20 protein-coding genes are annotated in these 21,818 nt (G+C 44.2%); 5 read left to right on the top strand and 15 right to left on the bottom strand.

What is annotated here, in order from left to right; translation table 11 throughout:
• Positions 1–15 precede the first annotated feature (15 nt).
• The 3 genes from C161_RS14400 to C161_RS14390 form a co-directional block, all read right to left on the bottom strand.
• Positions 16–1,314 (bottom strand): GHKL domain-containing protein, encoded by a 1,299-nt coding sequence (locus tag C161_RS14400; protein ID WP_036670839.1) that lies wholly within the window; start codon positions 1,312–1,314, stop codon positions 16–18.
• 1 nt (position 1,315) lies between these two features.
• Positions 1,316–2,056, bottom strand: a complete 741-nt coding sequence (locus C161_RS14395) for a LytR/AlgR family response regulator transcription factor (RefSeq protein WP_036670838.1) — start codon at positions 2,054–2,056, stop codon at positions 1,316–1,318.
• Positions 2,057–2,253: 197 nt separating this feature from the next.
• Positions 2,254–3,018, bottom strand: coding sequence for a YheC/YheD family protein (locus C161_RS14390; RefSeq protein ID WP_036608114.1), 765 nt, complete (start codon positions 3,016–3,018; stop codon positions 2,254–2,256).
• A gap of 202 nt (positions 3,019–3,220) precedes the next feature.
• Between C161_RS14390 and C161_RS14385 the strand changes: the two genes are divergently transcribed.
• Entirely contained in the window at positions 3,221–4,030 is an 810-nt protein-coding gene (locus C161_RS14385; protein ID WP_036608117.1) for a DUF6492 family protein, read from the top strand.
• Between the two features lie 17 nt (positions 4,031–4,047).
• Positions 4,048–5,421: a sugar phosphate nucleotidyltransferase gene (locus C161_RS14380; protein ID WP_036608120.1), complete on the top strand. Its 1,374-nt coding sequence runs from the start codon at positions 4,048–4,050 to the stop codon at positions 5,419–5,421.
• Positions 5,422–5,527: 106 nt separating this feature from the next.
• Here the strand turns inward: C161_RS14380 and C161_RS14375 are convergent, their stop codons facing one another.
• From C161_RS14375 to C161_RS14355, 5 genes are all read right to left on the bottom strand, one after another.
• Complete coding sequence (locus tag C161_RS14375; protein WP_036670837.1) at positions 5,528–8,338, bottom strand: glycoside hydrolase family 2 TIM barrel-domain containing protein; 2,811 nt, start codon at positions 8,336–8,338, stop codon at positions 5,528–5,530.
• A 190-nt stretch (positions 8,339–8,528) separates the two neighbouring features.
• The gene (locus C161_RS14370; RefSeq protein WP_036670836.1) at positions 8,529–9,323 is read right to left on the bottom strand and encodes an SDR family NAD(P)-dependent oxidoreductase; all 795 of its coding nucleotides are present in this window, start codon (positions 9,321–9,323) and stop codon (positions 8,529–8,531) included.
• Between the two features lie 129 nt (positions 9,324–9,452).
• On the bottom strand, positions 9,453–10,451 hold the full coding sequence (locus C161_RS14365) for a helix-turn-helix transcriptional regulator (protein ID WP_036670835.1): 999 nt from the start codon (positions 10,449–10,451) through the stop codon (positions 9,453–9,455).
• A 192-nt stretch (positions 10,452–10,643) separates the two neighbouring features.
• On the bottom strand, positions 10,644–11,216 hold the full coding sequence (locus C161_RS14360) for an esterase/lipase family protein (RefSeq protein ID WP_051449755.1): 573 nt from the start codon (positions 11,214–11,216) through the stop codon (positions 10,644–10,646).
• Between the two features lie 185 nt (positions 11,217–11,401).
• Positions 11,402–11,710, bottom strand: coding sequence for a hypothetical protein (locus C161_RS14355; protein ID WP_036670832.1), 309 nt, complete (start codon positions 11,708–11,710; stop codon positions 11,402–11,404).
• A gap of 163 nt (positions 11,711–11,873) precedes the next feature.
• On the opposite strand from C161_RS14355, the gene C161_RS14350 reads away from it, so the two are divergent.
• Positions 11,874–13,106 (top strand): GAF domain-containing sensor histidine kinase, encoded by a 1,233-nt coding sequence (locus tag C161_RS14350; protein ID WP_036670831.1) that lies wholly within the window; start codon positions 11,874–11,876, stop codon positions 13,104–13,106.
• Positions 13,107–13,151: 45 nt separating this feature from the next.
• Positions 13,152–13,577 carry a hypothetical protein gene (locus tag C161_RS14345; protein WP_036670830.1) on the top strand — a complete coding sequence of 142 codons (426 nt, stop codon included), beginning with the start codon at positions 13,152–13,154 and terminating at the stop codon, positions 13,575–13,577.
• Between the two features lie 97 nt (positions 13,578–13,674).
• Here the strand turns inward: C161_RS14345 and C161_RS14340 are convergent, their stop codons facing one another.
• Positions 13,675–14,097 (bottom strand): hypothetical protein, encoded by a 423-nt coding sequence (locus tag C161_RS14340; RefSeq protein ID WP_017688591.1) that lies wholly within the window; start codon positions 14,095–14,097, stop codon positions 13,675–13,677.
• 266 nt (positions 14,098–14,363) lie between these two features.
• Here C161_RS14340 and C161_RS14335 point away from each other — a divergent pair, with 266 nt between their 5' ends.
• Positions 14,364–15,638 (top strand): stalk domain-containing protein, encoded by a 1,275-nt coding sequence (locus C161_RS14335; RefSeq protein ID WP_036670829.1) that lies wholly within the window; start codon positions 14,364–14,366, stop codon positions 15,636–15,638.
• 83 nt (positions 15,639–15,721) lie between these two features.
• Here C161_RS14335 and C161_RS14330 read toward each other — a convergent pair whose 3' ends face one another.
• From C161_RS14330 to C161_RS14305, 6 genes are all read right to left on the bottom strand, one after another.
• Positions 15,722–15,940 carry a hypothetical protein gene (locus C161_RS14330; RefSeq protein ID WP_036608149.1) on the bottom strand — a complete coding sequence of 73 codons (219 nt, stop codon included), beginning with the start codon at positions 15,938–15,940 and terminating at the stop codon, positions 15,722–15,724.
• A gap of 42 nt (positions 15,941–15,982) precedes the next feature.
• Positions 15,983–17,158: a Ger(x)C family spore germination protein gene (locus tag C161_RS14325; RefSeq protein ID WP_036608152.1), complete on the bottom strand. Its 1,176-nt coding sequence runs from the start codon at positions 17,156–17,158 to the stop codon at positions 15,983–15,985.
• A gap of 19 nt (positions 17,159–17,177) precedes the next feature.
• The gene (locus C161_RS14320; protein ID WP_036670828.1) at positions 17,178–18,296 is read right to left on the bottom strand and encodes a GerAB/ArcD/ProY family transporter; all 1,119 of its coding nucleotides are present in this window, start codon (positions 18,294–18,296) and stop codon (positions 17,178–17,180) included.
• Between the two features lie 40 nt (positions 18,297–18,336).
• Positions 18,337–19,746, bottom strand: a complete 1,410-nt coding sequence (locus C161_RS14315; RefSeq protein WP_036670826.1) for a spore germination protein — start codon at positions 19,744–19,746, stop codon at positions 18,337–18,339.
• A 148-nt stretch (positions 19,747–19,894) separates the two neighbouring features.
• Complete coding sequence (locus C161_RS14310) at positions 19,895–20,776, bottom strand: carbohydrate ABC transporter permease (protein WP_081745887.1); 882 nt, start codon at positions 20,774–20,776, stop codon at positions 19,895–19,897.
• Positions 20,777–20,790: 14 nt separating this feature from the next.
• Positions 20,791–21,681, bottom strand: coding sequence for a carbohydrate ABC transporter permease (locus C161_RS14305; protein WP_036608160.1), 891 nt, complete (start codon positions 21,679–21,681; stop codon positions 20,791–20,793).
• Positions 21,682–21,818: the final 137 nt, after the last annotated feature.

The following is a 21,818-nucleotide window of genomic DNA, read 5'->3' as shown; positions in this document are numbered from 1 at the left end:
CCCTGAACGGCAGGTTCAGGGGTTGTCGGTGTGGAACGGAAGCACGACCATGTTGTTAAATTTCCGATGCTGATGCTCAATACTCATATGTCCACCATATTTCTCGCACATTCGCGATATATTGGTTAGACCGATCCCATGGTACTCCGGATTGGGCTTGTCACTTTTCAAGTCAACGATCGGTTGCTCCACATGATTCATAATTTGGATGACCAGTGTAGATGATGTGGAGTGAATGGCAATGAGGATGTATCGATCCTCGGCCTGTCTAACTTTCTTGGAGGCCTCAATTGCGTTATCGAGCATGTTACCCAGCACCACACACAGATCGTACCGATCGATCTGGATATGTTGCGAGTGGAGCTGGATTTTGGTGTCGATTTTGATCCCGTTTGCCTGCCCCATAGCCAAGGTATTTGTAACGAGTGCATCAATGACCAGATTGCCAGAGTTCACCCGCTGATACGCACCTTCAATGGTATTTAATGTAGACTTAATATGGTCACCTGCCGCTGCCAGTTCGTTACGTTGGATACATTCATCAATATACAGAAACTGCTGATTGATATCATGGATGATGGATTTAATGTTTTTAAAACTGTGAACAGTCTTCTCATAGTTGGCATCCTGGTAGTCCATCTGACGCTGTAACTGGGTATTTTCATGCGCAAGCTGTACCTTTTCCACCATGTTATCGAATACATATACAATGAACACGTTGAGAAATAGCGAGCCTAGTACAGAAAAGACGTAGAATATGTTTTTTTCACTATATATGGAGGCCACATTGATCTGATAGATCGTAATAATGGGTACGATAAGAAACAGCAAATAATAACGATAATGCACGGCAAAACTTCTACGTTTAGCCACTAAACGTACAATTTGAATAACAATAAACATGATACTGCAACCAACCAGCATTACCTTGGAAAGAATCCAGTGGTTTTCTCCGTTGAACTGTTCCCATGAGATGAATTCTGTGGATTCCAAAACTCCGAGAATATATACAGCTATCGTATTTGCCATTGTAATCAGAACCGCATACAGGATGGTAAAAACAAGCTTGATTTTAAACTCCACTTCATAGGACTGTGCCAGACTGAAGATTAACAGCAGAGCAACAGCAGTAGAAATGATATCTGAGAAGGAAGAGACCAAATAAAAATAACCCAACATGAGAAATACCATGAAATAGATCGCTCTGCGCGGCTTTCGTCTGGACTTGCCCAACACAGAATCAAAATAAAAATTCGCCTGAAATGCCATAAGTAAGGTCACAAAGATGATGGAAAAGATCATATAGGTACCCATATCACTGGATCCTCATGATCATATATTTGGTGTAGGCATCCTTGATTTCTTTGACCTTGGATCGGCCTATGGGCAGTTCCGTTCCATTCAACATAACGACCTGGGTACCGGAAAACTTCTGAACATGCATCAGGTTGATGATAATCGAGCGATGAATCTGCAAGAAACCATGGTCTTTCAAACCGGTAGCATAACTGGATAAAATGCCTTTGGTCTCATGTACATTTTCCTGTGTCACAAAATTCAACTTGTTCTTGATCGTTAAACTTTTGACGACCTCAATCCAGAGAATATCATCATATTTCAGCAGCAGTTCATCATACTCTGATTTGATTAGTACATACTTTTTGTCCAATGCCTGAAAATATTGACACAGCTTAATCATCTTTTCCTCGAAAACTTGCGGCTGGATTGGCTTGATCAGATATTGAAAGGTGATGACATCAAAGCTCTCCACCATATATTCCGGGTAACTGGTCAGAAACATAATCTGTACATCCAGAAACTTCATGTTCCTGATCTCTTTAGCGGTCTGAATCCCGTTCATTCCGCCCATCTCCACATCCAAGATAAGAATATTGAATGTGTCCCCAACCTCTCTGTAGTGCGAGAGCAGTTGTTCACCAGATGTGAATAGGCTAATTTGAAAATCAAAATTGGTTTTTAGAGATAAGGAGACCAGCATCGTTTTCACACGTTCTCGTTGCTGCTCCTCATCATCACAGATTGCAATATTGAACATGGGGGAACATCCGCCTTTCATCGACATCGACTCTGAATTTCACTCTCGAATATACTATTTTAGCATAGGTTTCGGAGTCGAATGGGGATGAAATGCATTATTCCGACCCTAAAACGCAGATCAACAAAAAAAGTCGCCACATTGGCGACTCTTGAGCTTGTAACCTTCTCCAGCATTCCTATGAAAAGTCCAGTCTGTTATTTTGTTTTTTTGGGGAAAGCATGGCGGTAATATCGTATTACCTTGCGATACATCGTCTTGTCCTTTAATTGATTGAATATATATGGGTCAGGTTTGACATTTACTTCAATAATCCAGGGTTTCAGACTGTGGTCAAGGCCGATATCCACACCAATTTGCTTAAGATGCGGGTACTTTTTTTTCATATGACGAGCTATGCGCAGGCTAAGCTCATTCATCTCTTGAATCAGTTCATTTCTGCGTTTGGTGGATGCATGTGATTTTAGCAGCTTGTGAATATCCATCGGTGTACCACCACTATGATAATTGGTTACGATTTTCTTTGGATGACCCAGTCGCCCGATGATTCCGGTAGCTTCCCAATGTTTGGTCGGGCTTAGCTGTATCATGACACGGATGTCAAAACGTCTGTTATTGTGCTTAAGCAGATGGATTCCTCTCTGAATCAGATAACTTCTTTTATTCACCAGACGAGTCAGACTGTTATAAAACGATTCAAAACTGTCAAACGTCAGGCGTTTTTGCTCGATCTGATAGACAAAATGTTGCTGACTTTCCCTCTCTGCCTTAATAACACCCATCCCGAAAGTACCTCTCTCGGGTTTGACATAGACCATTCCATATTTGCTGATCATGGATTTCAGATTCGTCTTGTTATATTTCTGTGTGTCGGGGATGAACGGTTTAATTAATTCATTATTAATGATCAATTTTGTTTTTAACCACTTGCTTCTTAACGGCTGCAACTTATCAACTCCCATGTCGTAAACTCTCCCTTCAGCAACCGCATCAAAACCTGCTGTTTGATCAAGATCCTGCAAGCATTATATGTAATACCGATAAAGGAACCCTCAACAAAAGCCCCTATTCGTAAAAATGTATATTTGCACATGCCCTGACCAAAACACTTTTGCACACATACCATATAATGAGTCATCACGATTTGTGCAAGGAGTTGAGAAGATGTCTGTCCAGCCTGGAATCCGGTTGAACAATGCGCCTAAGATTGATGTTCTTATACCAGCGATCGAGAAAGATTTGGCTACCCTACCCCTCGTCATCGATAACATTCGCCGTTATGTAAAACATCCCATTGGAAGCATATATATTGTTTCTCCGGTCAGCACCAAGATCAGAAAACTCTGTTCCCTTAAAAACTGCATTTTTGTTAATGAGCGATCCGTCCTGCCTATAACCAAAAACGACATACACTACCAGTCCTCCCGATGGAATCGATCAGGCTGGTTATATCAGCAGCTGCTCAAAATGAACGGAGATTCCATTGTGAAGGCAAAGTACTTTCTAGTCATGGATGCAGATACCGTACTGATTAAACCTCATTCATTTCTTGTAGAAGGCAAAACAGTCTTTTACTGCCGTGACTGGAGCCAGCCGGAATATTTCAATACCTACCGCAAGTTGTTAGGCATGAAAGCTCCGCGTCCCCGCTCTTTTGTCACCCATTATATGCTGTTCGACAAATCAAAACTCGTTGCCTTAAAACAGAAAATTGAAGCGGTTCATAAACTGCCATGGTACAAAGCCATCATCTCCAATATCAATAAGAAAAAGCAGTTTGGTTTCTCCGAGTATGAAACATATGCCAATTTTATGTATACGAAAAACCCAGGCAGCATGGTCCTTAGAAGTTCCAAGAATAAAAGTCTGAATGTGAACGCTTCTTCGTTAAAAGAGCAACAAATCCGCAATCTGGCTCTTAAATATCGTTCTCTTTCCTTTCATAAACGGAAAATCTATAGTAAAGCTCCCTGAGCTTAAGGAGGAAGCCCATGCATATCGTAATGCTGTGCGGCGGCTCTGGCAAAAGGCTCTGGCCGTTATCCAATGAGCTTCGCTCCAAGCTGTTCATAGATATACTTCCATCACCCGCTGGAGGTAGGGAATCCATGATCAGCAGAGTATGCCGCCAGCTTGATAGTTCATCCCTAACGGATTCAACACTCATTATTTCACATCAAGATCAGGCTAATATTACGGCACGACATACTCAAGGCAAAATACCAGTCATTGGGGAACCTTATAAACGAGGCACTTTTACTGCGGCGGCCTTAGCGACGTTATATCTGCAATCCTTCCGAATGGCCAAAGATGACGATGTGATCTGTATCGCACCAGCTGATGTGTTCGCAGGTGAAGATTTTTTCAGCAACTTCCAATTACTGCCGGATATACTGAAACACTCTCAAGCCGATATCGCTTTAATTGGGACAAGGCCTACACATGCTTCAGAACAGTATGGATACATCCTGCCAGGTGGGGAAGAACGTAATGCTTATGCGCCCATAACACAATTTATAGAAAAACCCGAAGCCTCCATTGCTGAAACGCTGCTACAACGTGGGGCACTATGGAACTGCGGTGTGTACGCGTTCACCGTCGCGTTTATGATATCCCATATTAAAAAAATGGGGCTTCCGGTTCATTATGATCAATTGTCGTCCTTGTATGAAGCGTTGCCTGAACGCAGTTTTGACAAGCATGTTGCAGAAAAGGCACAGCGGGCCGTAGTCCTGCCTTATAAGGGAGTATGGCAGGATATCGGAAGCTGGGATACGCTGTGCGCACAGTTAGATACCCATGTAATCGGACACGGTGGAATCTCGGGTTCTTCCTCCGATTCCTATATTATTAACGAGCTTCCCTACCCCATCCAAGTCATTGGCGTGCCAGGTATTATCGCTGCCGCAAGTCCGGATGGCATTCTCATTGCCAACAAAAATAATTCAAATGAAATTAAAGCTCAATTGGGTAACTTGCCATTAAAACCGATGTATGGTGAAGCAACCTGGGGCAGTTATCGTGTCATTGAGAGTTCGTTAGACAATGAGAATACAACTGTAACCACATTAAACATAACGGTTCTACCGGGCAACCATATCGGGTTGAACTGGCATAGAACTGGGTGTAGAGCATGGACCGTGCTTGCAGGCAGTGGGCAAATACTTGTCAACGGAAAGGTCATGCAAGTGAGTATGGGCAATCAGTTTGCGATTACCAAGGAGAGTCTCTTTTCTATTCTGGCTGAAACCAGAATGGTGATCCTTGAGGTCCGAATCGGAGTAACAGAGGATAAAGACAACATACTTTTTGAAGAAGAAGATTGGAATGTAATCCTAAAAAGTGCAGGTTCATCTAACGCTTAATGGGAGAATGAACCGGTTCAATCTGCGTGTCTTATAGCCCCTTCCATTCGCGGAAGGGGCTCATTGGCATAATTAAGGGAAACCTGACACTTCTTCTCCCTATATCTTAGTTAAACAACTTGCGAAGTTCCTCTACTTCCAGACGTGCAACTGGCTGGTAAGCGGAACTTTGTACATAACGCTGGAAGCTGTATAACAACTGTCTGCCCTCCAATGTAGTCATCAGACGCTCCAGATTCAGCGCTCCCATCAGCACTCTCCCCTTCCGAACCCGACACTCCATCAACAGGCCGAGCTTGTGGTTTCGCTCAAAATTGTCAATGGTCTGCACGATCGGATTCAAGTCTTTATCCAACTCATCCAAGATGATCGATGACGACTCGGACACGATGCTCCACCACGGATAAGTTGAGTGCTCCTCTGTGACAAAATGTTCGAAGGCCGGATGATCCTGTTGAATTAACAAGCCCATTGTGCCCACAGGAACTTCTCTTTTCATATTCTCCGAGATGGATCGGAACATAGGGTAAGACCAGAAATCGGTGCTATAGAAACCTTGGATCGCGTGTTGAAGCTCATTGGGATTCGGGAAAAGTAAAATATCCTCGCCCTGCTCAAGCAGCGCCAACGCTTGTTCCGAGAGTTCGGTAAATAGATTCAAACCGCTCAGGTCCACTTCCTCCTGTCTCGGGTAGATCCACAGGTCGTAAGACTTACGGATATCCGTGCCCGGAATGGACAGTCTAAGCTCCACTTTGGTCATATTGGAGACTTCAGGAATGCGAATGCTGAGATCCGCGACATTCACATAATGTTCTCCATGGGTCGCTGGCAGGTCTGCTTTCCCTTCTGTAAGGGTGCAATCCTCACCATGTAGCTCCCACTTCAGATGACGTCCGTCCAATGCCTGTCTGCGGAAGTAACTTAGTTCAATGCGTGCTTCGAACAATTCACCCGCTTGATAATTATATTTGGGGAATCTCGCCAACAACACAGCGTCGGAACAAAACGTTCTCCACTCCTCAGGTGTAATCATGCCTTTGGAATCCATGAATGCGTCCAGTACACCCACCAGCGCCGTTCCCTGACCACTGAAATCCTGAAGATCCAGCAGCTGGAACCCGGCTAGTTGCTTCGAACGAAAAGCAGCTTCCAGTTCTTCCTTGTAACATGCGACCGCGAGTTTACCAGAGGCTCTGAAGTATGCTTCCGCCAGATGTCCCAGCCCGTTGGCATTCAGACGCTCTCGAAACACTTCGAAATTCTTGGCTTTGAGAGAACCCGTATACTTGTTGATCTCCTCGAAATTAGGAAACGTGGCGTACTGTCCAATTTCATGCGAGATGATTGGTACGTGTGAGACAAGTTGGTCACTTCCAGCTTCGGCCTGCACTGTTTTGGAACCTGTCCCATACTGAATCTGAATCTCTTTGTCCCCAGTCTGACCAGAAGGGTCAGCATCGCTGCCTTGCTCAGGTACAATGTTTGAATCGTAATCTTTCAATGTATTTGGCAGGTCGGTCTGCACGTGACCGAGCGGAGCATCACACATCGCATATGAACCTCTGAACAGGCGCTCTTTGGAGAAACGAACCCCGCAGAAGAATTCACTTTCCTCCAGAATGTCCGGCACAAACTGAAAGTTATTCGAACCTTCGGTGTATAGATGACGATGATCATATGCTTTGTATGCCTTCAGGATCGAATTCAATCTGTCCTTGCTTCCCCATAGTTCATTCCCCATGGACATCATGACAAACGAAGGATGATTACCAAAAGCACGCAGCATCGCAAATCCTTCGCTAATCAAGTAATCCTGCTCGGCTTGATTATGCCCATCCGAAGATTCATCCGTAATCGTTCCCCAGAACGGAAGCTCAGGCTCCATGTAGATGCCGAGCAGATCCGCTGCAATAAAAGCAGCCTCCGGAGGACAACAGGTATGGAAACGGTAGTGATTGATACCGTAGGACTTGGAGATAGCGAGAATACGAACCCATTCATCCACATCTGTTGGAGCGTATCCCGTGAGCGGAAAGATCAGCCCGTCATGTTTGCCTCGAAGAAACGTTTTGCGACCATTAATGGTGAATTTGTCTCCGGTAGCCCGGAATTCCCGTAATCCCGTCCATACTTCGGTGGAATCCAGCACTTCCCCGTCCTGATCTTGCAGATGAATATGAAGTTGGTACAGGTTAGGTTCATCATCACTCCATAACATCGCATCTTCACCAATCTTGTACGTCAGCTGGATTTCCTGCGAATCCGGGGCGAAAATCTGTTCCTCGGTCGTATACACCGGATCTGCACTGACTGCAACAGCTGAAACCACGATTCGTACTTCTTGCAGGTCACCAACAAGTGCTGCCTTGATCTCGAAAGATCGAGTCGCAAGATCGGGATAGACCTGAACATTATCCAGGAAAACACGCTCGAAAAATTGAAGTTCCAATTTCCCGGTGATGCCGTTCCAATTCGTCTGCGTGTCTTCGGATGTAAGGTGACCACCTTTGGTTGGATAATTGGTATTGTCCACTCGAATGGTAATTGTATGAGTCCCAGCGGTTAACCCTGCCTCAATCTCGTAAAGGTGAGGTGTGTTCAGACTGTTTTGCGTTCCCCATTCCACCCCATCAATCCAGACTGTGGTAACTCTTGTTCGTTCCAGATGCAAGAAGCAATGTTTTCCAGCCAAGTGTTCGGGAATTTCAATCTCTCGTGAAAACCAGGCATAACCCTCAAATAAGTACTCATCCGTCAGCGCACCGATTAACACATTCTCGTTTTTCTTGCCCTTGGCCGCATGAGATGTAGTATTTGGCAATGTAATAACGTCTGAGAAATTCAGACCACGTTCCACCTTATGTTCATCAAGTTGGATTTTCCATAGGCCTTCCAGATTTATTGCTTCTATCATGATATTGTCCCCTTTTAGATTCATATAATCGATACAAGTAATCGCTTCCAAGTAACAGAAAGCGTTTTCGGATAAAATCATACCTGTATTATAAACTTGATTGACGCCCCTCGCATAGATCATTTACAAATAAAAAAGTCGCCAATGCTGGCGACATCTTATGGATAGATATCCTGTATCCTGAACAATTTTAAAATATGGTGGGAACCATGCCCCCGTCCATCCGGATGGGAGAGCCTCTGAAGGCTGAAGCATATGGGCTGCATACAAATGCAGCGAGTCTGCCTATTTCACTTGGCTTGATGAATCGCTGTAATTCGGACTGTGGCAGATTACTCTTCATAAAGTCTTTCTCTTTTTCCTCAAAAGTCAGTGCCTCATCAGGGTATATGCCCTCAATGATTTCTTGTACGTTTTCGGACAGTGTTGGACCTGGCAGGATCGTATTGATCGTAACCTCGGTTCCTGCTGTCAGTTTGGACAAACTTTTGGATAATGACAGCAGCATTGACTTGGTCATGCAATACTGAGGCATCTGGCCTGAAGGCATAAGGGCTTCTTCACTTGCAATGAAAATAATACGTCCGTCATTGTTCTTCACCATTTTAGGTAAATAAAATTGGGACAAGCCATTGGCAGCAAGTACATTAGTACGGAAATATTTCTCCCACACTTCATCATTTATGTCTTCATAACTCATGATTTCATATATCCCCATGTTATTGATTAATATATCAACTTCAGGAAATTTCTCGAATAAAGCTTGGCGTTGCGCCAGATCCACAAGATCAGCCGTAGCCTTTTGCGGAGAGGTCTCCGGAAAAGTGGACTTGATTTCACGAACGGTTCGTTCCACCTCTTCATCATTACGTCCATTAATCAGAACATGAACACCTTCTCGAGCGAGCTCAAAAGCTATTGCTTTACCGATTCCTTTTGTTGATCCTGTAACTAAGGCTGTTTTCTCTTTTAGTCCCATATCCATCCTGCATTTCTCCTTCATGATTAAAACTATCCGGCAGCTGCTTCTGGACATTGCCAATAGCTTCATGCACCGGATAGGTATAATATTACGCAGTCTGAAGGGCCTAGTAACTAGCACTTTGCGCCAGAGTTATTGCCTTACACGCCAATTTGAAGGTGTATCCCCTTCCCAGGTCTTGAAAGCACGATAGAACGAATTCTGGTCTTCATATCCAACCAGAAATGCCACTTCTTTGATATCGAGCGAAGGATCTGCAAGGTACGCTCGGGCCTGCTCACGTCTGGCCTCGGTTAATAATTGCTTGAAGTTTGTGTTCTCCTCCGTCAGTCGCCGCTGCAAGGTACGATCACTCATGCGAAGCTCTTTGGCGACCGTCTGGATGTCAGGGCGCTTTCCTGTGAGGCTGCGTTTCATAATCCATTTGACCACTTCAGTAATGGAACGATTGCTCTCTTGTTCGTCCAGCGACCGATCCAGAGCCGGGGTCAGAATCTCCAGTAACTCCTCGTTATACGATAGAAATGGAAGGCTCAGATCTTTCCGTTCCAGCGTCAGCCGATTATGGTTAGAATTCGTATCAACTCGGCAGCCGAAGTAAGCCTCAAGGGTGGCTACGTCACCCATCGGTTGGGAGAACTCAGCCCGTTTTGCAATCAAAGGCTGTCCTGTGCCCCTCCGTCCAAGTTCGATCAGAAATGCCAGCGTAATACCGACCAGTAATGGCGGACCTGGTTGCTCCTTATGTAACCATCCTAGTTCAATGATACATTCCTCCCCTGCTTCGGTAATCTGCAAACTCTCGGGAGGACACATTTGCTTGTAACGCTCCATGCGATTCAACGCATCTCGATAATCACGAGCATGGTACATTGCCAGTACAGGCGGAGGATACTTCGATATTTCATATCCGGTTGCAAGTTTGATGATGCCCTCGGCGGTGTCCCCATTGAGATCAGAGTAGGCCTGCCAGATTGCGAAGTATTGAGATTGGGTCACTAGAGGTTTATTTATTGTCTCAAGAGATAGTTGTGCTGTGCGAGCGATGTCGTCAGTACCAATCCCTAATTGATGTAATCCAGCCCAAAAGCCTGGATGAACTTTAATCCGATCATTCGGTTGAGGTTGCATGTATACAGACTCCTTTAACTTGTTCCATTTTTATTCTGATTTCTAATTATAGAATGGATGTACCTATTTTTGAAACTTACCTTAGCGAGCCATTTCCGGGTAATACGAAAACACGACTGCCCATAAATGGCCAGTCGTGTTCAAGTCAATCATTCAGTATATTATGAAAGAATGCACATTTTGTATGTTCAGCTACTCATTCAACGCAGTTTTGATCAGGGCATTCACCCGCGAGTTAAACAGCAGACCGATATGGGATACGAGGGAAACCGAAACGTTGTTCGCCCCGTTCAACCGGGAAAGTACCGGGGACACAATCGTGTCACTGGTGGAATAGATCGAGGTCACCTTTATTCCACTCGGAGCTGTCGTTGTGGTCAATCGATTAGCCCCGCCAAGGGTAATCAACTTATCCACTTTCGAAGCGCCTCCACGGTTAAGTATGTAATAGAGACTATTAGCTCCACCCATGCTATGAGCTATAATATTGACTTTTGTATGACCCGTTTGGCGTAGAACATCATCTACGAATCGACTAATTGCTGCGGAGTTCAACAGCTGGTTTCCTTGTTTGCTAGGAAGGTCAATCGCGAATAATTCGTCTCTTGTCCACCCTTGACTACGTAAATAACTCTCAATTGCTGTAAAATTGCTATCTGAACCGGTCAATCCATGTACCAATACAATGGGTGTACGTGCCGTAGCTGCAGAAGCCTTTGAACTCGATCCTATTCCAGTTATTGATAAGGCAAGGATCATACTCATGAATACAACAAGTATTAATTTGGTCTTTTTCACTTCATTACCCTCCTGTAAAATGTTTTATATTCCATATATTACAATCTAACATATGGAATATAAATGAATCTTTAGTCTCATTTTTACAGGGATGTCTAAAGTATACTACAAATAACATCATTACATTTTATTAAACTCTAGTTCTCTACTTCTTATCCTTCAACGATATCTGCACGTAGATCTGTTGCAATCTCAATCATTTTGGGTACAATAGCTTCGTTAGAAATAGCTACATACAGATCCCCCATGTACAAACGAAAAGCAATCTGTGCACCCTCAAGGTCCCACATAAAAAAGTCCCCCTCGATGGTCATGGTGCTCTCAGCTCCTACAATGTTAAGAACCGCTGAATAGGTAAAATCGGGTTGGGATTCGAAGTAGAGTTTGCACTCTTCCAGCGAGATGGATTGTTCCGCATTGCTTTCCTGCATGGATCGGGTAATTCGAAAACGCTGATTCATTGATTTGCCTCCAAAACTTTATTAATATATACATGTTGCACAGCATTATATTTTCTCATTTCCGTCTTCCACTGTCAAAACCATACATGATCGATTCTTCAAATTCATATATACTGAATACAGTGCACAACGAATTTCTACAATCAGGAGGAGTCAAATCAATATGTTAAAAACAGAATTCATTGATGTACTATCCCTTGTCTCACATAAATTATATGATTCGGCTGCTAATGTCATGGACACGGCAAGCAGGTTAATTCCTGCAAACACGTTTTGTATTGCCCAGTTGGATCATCTATCCACCAAGGTTCTGAACGTATATAATCGTGAAAAACTTATTCTGGGTGAGGGGCTGGTCGTTGATAACGCCGAGTCATACTGTGCACTTGTGACTGAACATTCCCAAGGCCCGTTAGTAATCAATAATAATCTAACACATCCATTAACCAGACATATGGACGCAACCGAATTCGTAGGTGGGTGTTCATTTGTTGGTGTGCCTATACATAATGAGAACGGAGAAATCTACGGCTCCCTTTGCTCATTTGATCAGGATTTCTATTCCTATCAACAAAAGGACGTGGATCTGCTTCTCTCCTTGTCTTCCTTTTTCACGAGTCTTCTTGAGATGGAAACAACTCTGCAACAATTAAAACAGGCGGAAGAGACCGCTGCAAAAGTGCTTGAAGAAAAGAAAAATTTGCTGGCCGTTCTCAGCCATGAAATCCGGACGCCAATGAATGGTGTTCTTGCAATGGCCAATCTGTTGCAATCGACCAGGCTGAGTGAGGATCAATCGTTATATGTTAATGTCATTGAGTCAAGTGGCGCCAGCCTTCTGTCGATGATGGATCAGATTCTGGACTACTCCAAAGCAGAAGCTGGTGCGATCTCTCTGGAGATCAAGCCCTATAGTGTCTCTGACACAGTTGAACATGTATTACAATTATTCTCTTCTGAAGCACAGAAAAAAGGAATTAGGTTGTACGCAGAATATAATATTAATGATCATCTGATGCTTATGGGCGATCAGCACAAAGTTCGTCAGATTTTAATCAATCTCGTTGGGAATGCGCTAAAATTTACGGAGACAGGTGAAGTATGCATCTCTACTGAGGTATCTGCTGATACAAAAGGTACTCTCCATGCATCCTACGAAATAAAGGATACGGGCATCGGCATCCCACAGGATCGTCAGGATCTGTTGTTCAAATCCTATTCCCAGATTCATGGTAATTCAGGAAAGTATGTCGGTGCAGGGCTGGGCCTGTCCATCTGTAAACAACTCGCCGAATTAATGGGTGGCATTGTATGGCTCAAAGAGTCCAGTCCTATGGGCAGTCGGTTTGTCTTTAATATTTCCAGCGCTGCACCCTCCGTCCATGCGAAAATCTGAATGATGAATATATTATTCTATCTGAAAAGATAGGAGGTATATACATTGACACAATTTCTGGATGCAAGATCATCGCAAAATGCTGCGTTGTTTAATTCAATCTCCATACCGATTCCAGTGATTTTTACGCCACAATTATTCGGCCAGATTGGTCTCATCACCGCTGGAGCCGGAACCAATCTAAGAGTTTCATTAAAAGGAACCATCACGGTGCAATTGCCGCGTGCACTTTTTATAGTGAGGATTACTGTGGTAAGAGGAACAATCGCAACCGATCCAATTGTATACTCGGGAAACCACACATATGGTCTGAATGGTCTGCTTAACCCTGAAGTGATTGTCTTCACTTCCACTGACTATAACCCACCACTTATGCCTCAATTAACCTATACCGCATTTATCAGTACAAACCTGCTCGGTACTACTCGGGTGGGACCCGAGAGTTTCGACGGATTTGTCGTTTCAGATTGAACAAACATGTACAACCCCGTACCTCTAATCGGTTTCCCGTAGATTAGTGGTATGGGGTTGTTTTTACGATTAACATAACTTTTTTTAGAGAGAGCTATTAATCAGAGACCACAAATCCATCAAAATTCTCGGGACCAACACGGATTGTTCCCAGCAAGTTGGAGCTTACAAAAGCAGTGTAAGTTAATTGTGGTAAAATCGGTGGATTAAAATCATTTCCAGAGAATGTAATTACTTGTGGTGCCAATACGCTTAAACCAAATGTGGACGTTGCGGAATATATAACCGGGTCCGTTGACAAGGTACCTCTTACAACGGTAATCGTTATGCCCACAAGAGCTAAAGGTAATTGTACAGAAACCGTCCCTTTAAATTGAACTCTGGGATTGGCTCCTGCTCCGGCAGTTTGCAGACCAATTTGACCAAAGAGCTGTGGGGTGTTCAGGAATAATATTGGAATAGCTATTGAGTTGGCCAAACTGGCATTTTGTGATGTTCTTGCATCCAGAAATGTGCTCATCAATCTACCTCCTAATGTTGGGATAGGATAGTATATTCGTAGCGTACTATTGTGTTTGGACTTCTAGCCAACAACTCACCAAAGCTATCATTTAATTTCACTATGGTCGGAAGAATCTATTAAACAGCGATATGATATATACGACTAAATTCCGGACTCTTATATTGGAACGATATGAAAATTTTGTTATGCTACATATGTTAGATTACTAGATTCTGTTCAAAATACGATTCTACTATTATGTACGGAGTTGGAGGACACAAACGATGCTTATTAAACGTGTAGGGAAAATCGCCGCGGTTACTGTAATTGCTCTCTCTATTCTTGGAAGTACCCCCAATATCGGTGGAGCCTATGCTGCCCCGGCCATTTCAGTGCACTTGGATGATGTTCCCCTGAAATTTGATGCAGCTCCACGTATTGATAAAGGTGTCACTTATGTTCCGTTTCGGACAGTCGGTGAAGCCCTAGGTATCGATATTACCTGGAACAGCAAATCACAGACTGTAAAAGCGACAAACACTGTGAAAGGACAAACTACCGAGGTACTATTACAAGTTGGCAGCACCACAGCGACCGTAAATGGAAAAAAAGTTACACTCGCAGCTGCACCCGTTCAGCGGGAGGGCCGCGTACTTATTCCACTAAGTTCGTTCAGTAACCAATTCGGTGTACAAGTAAGCTGGAATCAAGCAACCAAGACGGTCTCCCTTGTCTCCCCACAACGCGAGATGCACCTGAGAGCCTTCTATGCATTGCAATCCTTTCAAGAAAAGGACCTTATTTCTTCCATGAATTCCGTAGCCTTTGGCTGGAGCCGCATTGATCGTGAAGGTCAGTTTACGCTCCAAGGAGAAGAGTACCGCCTCCCTGCTGCTGCGGGTGATATTACACCGCAGTCCATCGTTGCTGATGCAGCAGATCAACAGATCCAACCACAGCTCATGGTGTATGCCTTGGATGGAAACGGAGAACTGACCAAAGTTCTGAGCGACAAGAGCCTGCGGCAGAAATCGATTGAAGGTATAACTGCTGCTGTCACAGAGCATGGTTTTGACGGAGTTGTTCTGGATTTTGAAGGACTGGGCTTTAAACTGGATGTAGTAGAACAACAGAAGCTGCTCAATGCTTACGTGAAACAACTAAAGAGTTCCTTGCCCCAGGACACAGCTTTATCTCTGGCGGTACCACCGCTAAATAGTGCTTATAAAGGTTATGATTACAAAACACTTGCCTCTATTGCAGATGATCTTATTATTATGGCCTATCAGTATAATCCGGTTGGCACCAAATCTCAGGTACCTGAGCCAAATAGTCTTGTGGATCAAGCGATTCAATTAGCCATACAGGCTGGTGTACCAAAGAGCAAGCTTCTGCTTGGTATCAGTCTAAGCAGTGAAACGCCCTCCTCTGTTGATGATAAGCTGGGTCTCGCCAAACGTTATGACCTCAAAGGAGCCGCGTTCTGGCGTCTGGGTCTGTTCCGTTCTTACAATACGAAAATGGAAGATGCCGTAAATGCTTCTGTGATCAAAGAGTAAACTTTCTAACTGGCTACAACTTAAATAAAAGAAGGACCAAGCCTCTGGTACGCAGAGACTTGGTCCTTCTTTTTCCCATCATCTTATTTTATAAATTTATCCACACTTCCAAATATAAGCTTCACAAACTGGGTAGGACCAGGCAAACGGGGCTGAAAGAGAAGAATGATCCCAATTACTGCCGCCACAGCAGTAAATCCCGCGCTCACTATTCTGGCTCGCTTCTCTTTGCTGCTCTTCCACTCTCCATACACTATCGCAGTCGCCAGCATCAATATTCCAAGGATTGAGCCTAGTTTCATGCAATCACCTCTCTTCCAGGCTTGTACAGGAGCCGATTCTGTTCAACTTTCGTCCTCATTAGGTATCCCCTGTGGTCCTGTTGATTTTCCGGTGCGTACTACATGTGCATCTACGTTGACTTGCACGTCCATATCAGGATAGATGGTTTCCCAGTTCTTCTCCTGCGCCTTCCATTGATGCGGGTAATATCTGCGGAATTCAACTGCGAATTTGAAGAAATCGGAGCGCAGCTCTTTCTGGGACATGTCTAAAGCATCATGAGCCAAAGATGTGAGTTTAGCCGACCATTCCTTTTCCAGTTTAGTTAATACAGCGGGATCCGTCAGATTGGCATCCGTCGTATTTAACACCACTTCTCCCCTGGTTTGGATGTCGACCTTCATACTCCACTGTTTGTTTACAATTCGCGGCTTCAAGGAGGTTTTATTTTCAATGAGTCTTATCGAAAAAGAACCCTTTAACGGCTCAAACTCAACGGGCATGATAATGCTGTTCAGTTCTTTTGCAAGTAGTAATACACCTACGCTTAGTGGTTCTTTGACCGTCTTGACATAACGATCCTTCTTATACATACTCAGACCTTTCACATATGGCGTTGTCGTCAGTTTATCCTGATCGGGCTCCGGGGGTAAGATTAACATGCGAGACAAAATGGCTGAACTGCTCGGACCTTCAATAGATTTAGCCAATTCAAGCGCAGTAACACGTGTACCTAACTTCAAATTGGCCATCTCACGCAACGATTCAGCAGAACTTCGCTCCAGTGGATCAAGTAACGCAAGAATATCTTTCGCAGCCTTATCGCTGGAAAAGACATATGCATGCTCCCTGAACTGAGGGTAACGCAGGAAGAAATCGATATACTCGCGGATACCGCGTTTGCCGGCTTGCTCACTAATGATTATGACTTCGCAGTGGCCCCAGAACATATTCCGGGGAACTTTACGTTGTAACCGATTCAATGCCTCGGCAATTGTACGTCCTTCCGCTGTTCGAATCATTGTTACCCCGCTTGGACTGCCTCCACTCCCACTGCTATCTCCTGCACTCGCCTTTCGCGGAATGAAAATCTGTGAAGTCAATTGTACTTCACCATCCTCATAATCTATCCCTGTAGCCAGCACGATAGCCAAATCGTTAATCTCGATACGATCCCAACATCCACTTAAAAGCACACAACACAATATTGGCATTAGTAGTACTCTAAATATTCGCAAGTGCTCCTCCCCCCATCAATCAGGTGTTCGCTCGATTCTTCTTCCGAAAATGTGCCCACCCTTTCTTCAGCCATGCAACACCGTAGATCATAGCCGGAAGGATTAATAAAATGCTGATCGTATACAAGTTGGCTGAAGCACTAACCAAACTGGAAACACCAGATCCACCGGACACAACCCAGTAAGCAAATACCATGCACAGAAACGAAAGTGGACCAACCACAGGTTTGTAGTCCCGCAAACCAAACCATTCCGCGGTTGATGTAGCAAAGATATATAGAAAAACGGAAATTTTAACGAAAATACCGAAAATCCAGATGGCAATAATAAGGGATTCGATATGTTGCAGAAAGTCCGCAATGGTTATGTATCTTGCTGCGATCATGACTGGAAATACAAATGTATCCGTCAAATCACCAATTAAAAACAGGCAAAACAGATTGGTAACTGTCATCGCAGTTGTTGTAAATACAAGGGAACCCAGCATGACCCGGGTTATTCGTTTTTTTTCATTCACATAAGGTAGCAGAAAAGCCAACACGATATATTCACTAAACCATGCAGCAGGTGCAGCAGCCCCCGTAATAATGGGAATTGGACCCTTCTCCATAAAAGGAAACAGCTCGGCAGGATTCAGTTCACCAATCAACAATATAAAGATCAAAGCCAGCAGAACGATCAGCAGGGTAACAAACACCTGAGCGGTTCGTCCGACAACTTCAATCCCAAGTCTGACATTAATCGCACATACAACAACCATCGTACCCATCACAACAAACAAAGGTGTACGCGGAAGTGCATTATTGACAATGAATTCACCGTATTCCCGAATAATCAAGCCCGTCAGGTGGGGCAAAAAAGCGATATATATCAGACCGAATAACTTGCCTGGAATCCGACCAATAATCAATACACTGGATTGAATGAGCGTTTTTCCAGGGTACAGACGATCAAGTCCAACGGAAATACCAATAGCAGCCAATCCAACAATAGAACCTATAATTGGAGTCATCCACATGTCATGTCCTGCATAGTGCATTGTAATTCCCGGAACAGATAAGATAGCCGTCGCGAGAATGGCGGGAAAGACCATAAATGCCAATTGAGTCACCGATATTTTCCCTTTGTCCGTCAACATATGTAATCCCGCTCCCTTGTTTGCTCGAATGTAGATTGTTCTAGTGTGGTTTGTTCCTTGGGGATGGACGCCACCATACATCCTTAAGTTCCTTAGCCATCGTAGGTGCTACCGGTGAGAGATAAGGTGTTCCAAATGAACGAAGACTGCTTAGATGAATGACAACCAAGATGACTCCCAACATGACACCCGTGAGTCCCAGCGTTCCCGCCAGAAACATCATGGGAAACCGTAGTAGACGAGTCGCGATGCTGGCAGCATAGCGAGGGATCATGAAAGAAGCGATACCAGTAATCGCGACAATGATAATCATGGGGGCTGAGACAATTCCGGCACTCGTCGCCGCTTGCCCAATAATTAAGGCGCCCACGATACTGACCGCTGATCCGACCTGCTTGGGCAATCGGACGCCAGCCTCACGCAATGCTTCAAAGGCAATTTCCATAATGAGTGCTTCCACCAGGGCAGGAAAAGGGATCTCTTCTCTCGCCCGAGCAATACTGAGAAGTAATACGGTAGGAATCATCTCCTGATGAAACGTCGTAATCGCTACATAAGCCGATGGAAGCAGCATGGATAAAACAAAAAAAATGTATCGCAGCCAGCGTACAAAAACACTCATGAACACATTTTGATAATAATCTTCGGGAGATTGTAACATGGAAAAAATGGTTACTGGCGCGATAAGGGTAAACGGCGTTCCGTCAACGAGAATAGCAAACCGACCTTCCAGCAAGTTGGAAACAACAACATCCGGGCGCTCCGTCGCAATCATCTGTGGAAATGGTGAATAGCGCTGGTCAACAATGCCTTCTTCAATGTATTGACTCTCCAGTACGTCTTGGAGTTTTAAATCGGCAAGTCGTGTCTGCACTTCCTTAACAAGTTTGGGGTCAATAATCCCCTCCATGTATACAAGTGAAATACTGGTGTTTGTACGTTCTCCCATGTTACGTGTATGAATCTTCAATGCAGGTGTCTTGAGACGTTTGCGCAGTAAAGACATATTCATGGTCAACGACTCTGTGAACCCATCCCGTGCACCTCGCACGGTCGATTCAGCTAACGGTTCCTCCGTTGAACGATTTGCAGCTTGGTATAGTGGGTATGTTGTTCCGCCTATTGAACCATCCAGTAGTAACAGAGCTTCTCCTTCAAATATGGCCTGTACTGCCTGAGTAGTCGTTTCAACTTGCTTAACAGAAGCTAGCGGAACTTGCGCAGCTTCGATCCCCATTTCCTGAAGGGGGGTTAGTACCTGTCTCTCCAGCCGCTCCGTATCGCATACACCAACACAATATACGCATAATGCTGAAGTAAGACACGCGGTTTGGAATGTATGAAATACAACGTCCGAGCAACCCGCAAAAACGGAGCGTAACATTTCTTGATCAATAACAAGTTTTCCGGTTAATGGCAGGTCCTGTTGTGTTATCGCTGATGTGTCCATGACGCCTCCCCTTTCCGTAAACGCTCCGTCCAGATATTCTCAGTTAAAGGTATCCTTTACTTATCAGATGGGATATATACGCAAAATATAGAATGCCAAAAAAGCCGCCCTCATGAGCGACTCTGATGATATAGAACGCTATTTATCCCTATCCTTTCACAGCACCCAAAGCAACACTCCCAATAATCTGTTTGGAAAATATAGAGAATACAATGATAATAGGCAGGATTGAGATCGCTACACCCAAATACAAGAGTCCATAATCCATCCCATAGTACCCCTGCACTAGCGCAACCAATACCGGAAGTGGATATTTATCCAGGGAGAAAAATAGCACCAGCGGTGTTAGGAAATTATTCCATGATCCGATAAACGTGAATATGCCAAGGGCGGCGATTGCCGGCCCCAGAATAGGCAGTACAATCTGATTGAACGTCCGGAACTCACCGGCACTGTCCACCCGCGCAGATTCAATAATCTCATCCGGGATGCTGCTCTCCATGAACTGTTTGATAAAAAATACATTAAACGCGTTAGCCGCAGCAGGCAAAATAATTGCGGCATAACTATCCAGAAGTCCCATCATGCTGAATAGTCGATATACGCCAATCAGAGCCAGTTGACCCGGTACCATCATGGTTGCTAACAGAAACAGGAACAACCCGTTTCGTCCTTTGAATTTAAATTTGGCAAATCCATACGCAGTTAAGGCCCCAATATACAGAGATAATACGGTCGATGTTCCGGCAATAAATATGCTGTTGGCAAACCCACGCCATATGTTGATTTTGGATACCATGTTCAGATAGTTATCAATCAAGAATGATCCGGGAAGAAATGTGAACGTTGAAGCAATCGTTGCATTGTTATGTGTGGAATAGATAAGCATCAGATAAAATGGAATAATGCAGAGCACGGCAAGACCTGTCAGCAACAGATAGATGATGATTTTGCCTGCCGTCAGGCCCCTTGTATTGGCATATTGCTGAATCGCCGCATTTGGTTGTTCAACTGATTTTGCAGTTTGCATAAGAACTCCCCTCCCTATGAACGGCTCTTCCGCTTGGTCATGATGAAGGATGCAACGGACAACAATATGATGATAATAAACAGGCAAAATGCTATGGCAGCGCCGTAACCAAATCGTGTGCTCTGAAATGCTACATTATAGAGATACATAATGCTCGTCATGGCTGCTCGGTCAGGACCGCCATTGCCGTTGGTTAGTGTAAATGGCTGATCGAAAATCTGGATGCCACCAATAATGGATGTAATCATCTGAAACAGAATTATTGGACGGAGCATCGGCACGATAATATGGATGAAAATATGTTTCTTTTTCGCGCCATCCATCTGTGCAGCTTCCAGCAATGAAGGATCAATGCCCTGAAGACCTGCAAGGTAGATGACCATGGAATAGCCGAAGTATTGAAAAAACAAAATGGATGATACAATCAGACGCATAAACCAGGGGTCATTTTTCCAGTTAATTGGATCTTGTATTATGCCGGTCTGCACCAAAAAATGATTCAGTCCGCCAGACTGCCAGTCAAAAATCAAGCTGACAAGCAATCCAAGTGATGCCGCCGTAACGATGTTGGGAAAAAAGTATACGGCTCTGAAAAAGTCCCGTCCTTTGAGCAGCTTATCATTCAGGATAAAAGCCAACACAAGTGAGATTGTGAGCTGTGGAACTACAGATACGCCCCAGATGAATAACGTATTAAACAAGGTTTTGTAGAACAACGGGTCTTGTAATACGGCAACGTAGTTACCGATCCCTACAAAGTCTGGTGTCGTGATCCCATCAAAGTTGGTGAAACTGATGTAGAGGGAATATAAAATGGGATACAGCCCAAAAGTGGTGAAAATAATAAAAAACGGAGCAATGAAATAGTAGCCGTAATGGTCCTTGCGAATCGTTTTGGCAAACATGTTCTATCCCCCCAGTTATCATCGGATGTGTATATTCAATTCATTACTCCTAGTGCGTGTCTGAGAACTCCGAAGGAAGCAGATTTTGCCGAATTTTCGTTCCAAGCAAGAAAGTTTTCCGCAGGCGTGCCGGGGCA

This window comes from Paenibacillus sp. FSL R5-192, from assembly GCF_000517845.1.
GTDB classification, from domain to species: domain Bacteria; phylum Bacillota; class Bacilli; order Paenibacillales; family Paenibacillaceae; genus Paenibacillus; species Paenibacillus amylolyticus.
This window is presented reverse-complemented; position numbering and strand designations above follow the sequence as displayed.

What these genes read in the sequence shown, in the direction of transcription:
- C161_RS14315 (WP_036670826.1), bottom strand. Translation starts at nt 19,746, where the DNA reads ATGGACACATCAGCGATAACACAACAGGACCTGCCATTAACCGGAAAA.
- C161_RS14370 (WP_036670836.1), bottom strand. Translation starts at nt 9,323, where the DNA reads ATGGATATGGGACTAAAAGAGAAAACAGCCTTAGTTACAGGATCAACA.
- C161_RS14350 (WP_036670831.1), top strand. Translation starts at nt 11,874, where the DNA reads ATGTTAAAAACAGAATTCATTGATGTACTATCCCTTGTCTCACATAAA.
- C161_RS14400 (WP_036670839.1), bottom strand. Translation starts at nt 1,314, where the DNA reads ATGGGTACCTATATGATCTTTTCCATCATCTTTGTGACCTTACTTATG.
- C161_RS14320 (WP_036670828.1), bottom strand. Translation starts at nt 18,296, where the DNA reads ATGTTGACGGACAAAGGGAAAATATCGGTGACTCAATTGGCATTTATG.
- C161_RS14340 (WP_017688591.1), bottom strand. Translation starts at nt 14,097, where the DNA reads ATGAGCACATTTCTGGATGCAAGAACATCACAAAATGCCAGTTTGGCC.
- C161_RS14395 (WP_036670838.1), bottom strand. Translation starts at nt 2,056, where the DNA reads ATGTTCAATATTGCAATCTGTGATGATGAGGAGCAGCAACGAGAACGT.
- C161_RS14385 (WP_036608117.1), top strand. Translation starts at nt 3,221, where the DNA reads ATGTCTGTCCAGCCTGGAATCCGGTTGAACAATGCGCCTAAGATTGAT.
- C161_RS14355 (WP_036670832.1), bottom strand. Translation starts at nt 11,710, where the DNA reads ATGAATCAGCGTTTTCGAATTACCCGATCCATGCAGGAAAGCAATGCG.
- C161_RS14360 (WP_051449755.1), bottom strand. Translation starts at nt 11,216, where the DNA reads ATGAGTATGATCCTTGCCTTATCAATAACTGGAATAGGATCGAGTTCA.
- C161_RS14365 (WP_036670835.1), bottom strand. Translation starts at nt 10,451, where the DNA reads ATGCAACCTCAACCGAATGATCGGATTAAAGTTCATCCAGGCTTTTGG.
- C161_RS14305 (WP_036608160.1), bottom strand. Translation starts at nt 21,681, where the DNA reads ATGTTTGCCAAAACGATTCGCAAGGACCATTACGGCTACTATTTCATT.
- C161_RS14380 (WP_036608120.1), top strand. Translation starts at nt 4,048, where the DNA reads ATGCATATCGTAATGCTGTGCGGCGGCTCTGGCAAAAGGCTCTGGCCG.
- C161_RS14335 (WP_036670829.1), top strand. Translation starts at nt 14,364, where the DNA reads ATGCTTATTAAACGTGTAGGGAAAATCGCCGCGGTTACTGTAATTGCT.
- C161_RS14310 (WP_081745887.1), bottom strand. Translation starts at nt 20,776, where the DNA reads ATGCAAACTGCAAAATCAGTTGAACAACCAAATGCGGCGATTCAGCAA.
- C161_RS14330 (WP_036608149.1), bottom strand. Translation starts at nt 15,940, where the DNA reads ATGAAACTAGGCTCAATCCTTGGAATATTGATGCTGGCGACTGCGATA.
- C161_RS14390 (WP_036608114.1), bottom strand. Translation starts at nt 3,018, where the DNA reads ATGGGAGTTGATAAGTTGCAGCCGTTAAGAAGCAAGTGGTTAAAAACA.
- C161_RS14375 (WP_036670837.1), bottom strand. Translation starts at nt 8,338, where the DNA reads ATGATAGAAGCAATAAATCTGGAAGGCCTATGGAAAATCCAACTTGAT.